Annotated in this window: 1 protein-coding gene; it reads left to right on the forward strand. The window is 52.7% G+C overall.

Annotated elements, in window-relative coordinates; genetic code table 11:
- Positions 1-330, forward strand: a 330-nt coding sequence (locus AC0QH1_RS05835; RefSeq protein ID WP_324629989.1) for an HNH endonuclease, incomplete at both ends; no start/stop codon positions are given.

The raw sequence follows: 330 nt of genomic DNA on the forward strand, positions 1-330 counted from the left end.
GCAGAACCTGTGCTTACTGCGGAGTTCAAAATGTACCCCTTGAAGTTGAGCATATTCAGCCTCGGTCTAAGGGTGGCGCAGATCGCGTGTCTAACCTGACCCTGGCTTGCCACTCATGCAATCAAGCCAAAGGCAATGGGGACATTCGGGATTTTTTATCGCGCCTGCCAGATTTGCTAGGTCGCATCCTCAAGCAAACCCAATCACCACCTAGGGATGCGGCTGCCGTTAACTCCACCCGATGGGCATTGTTGGCTTTGAAAGCAACAGGACTTCCAGTCACCACAGGAACGGGCGGACAAACGAAGTTCAATCGACTTCGGCTCAATC

This window comes from Phormidium sp. CCY1219, from assembly GCF_055795085.1.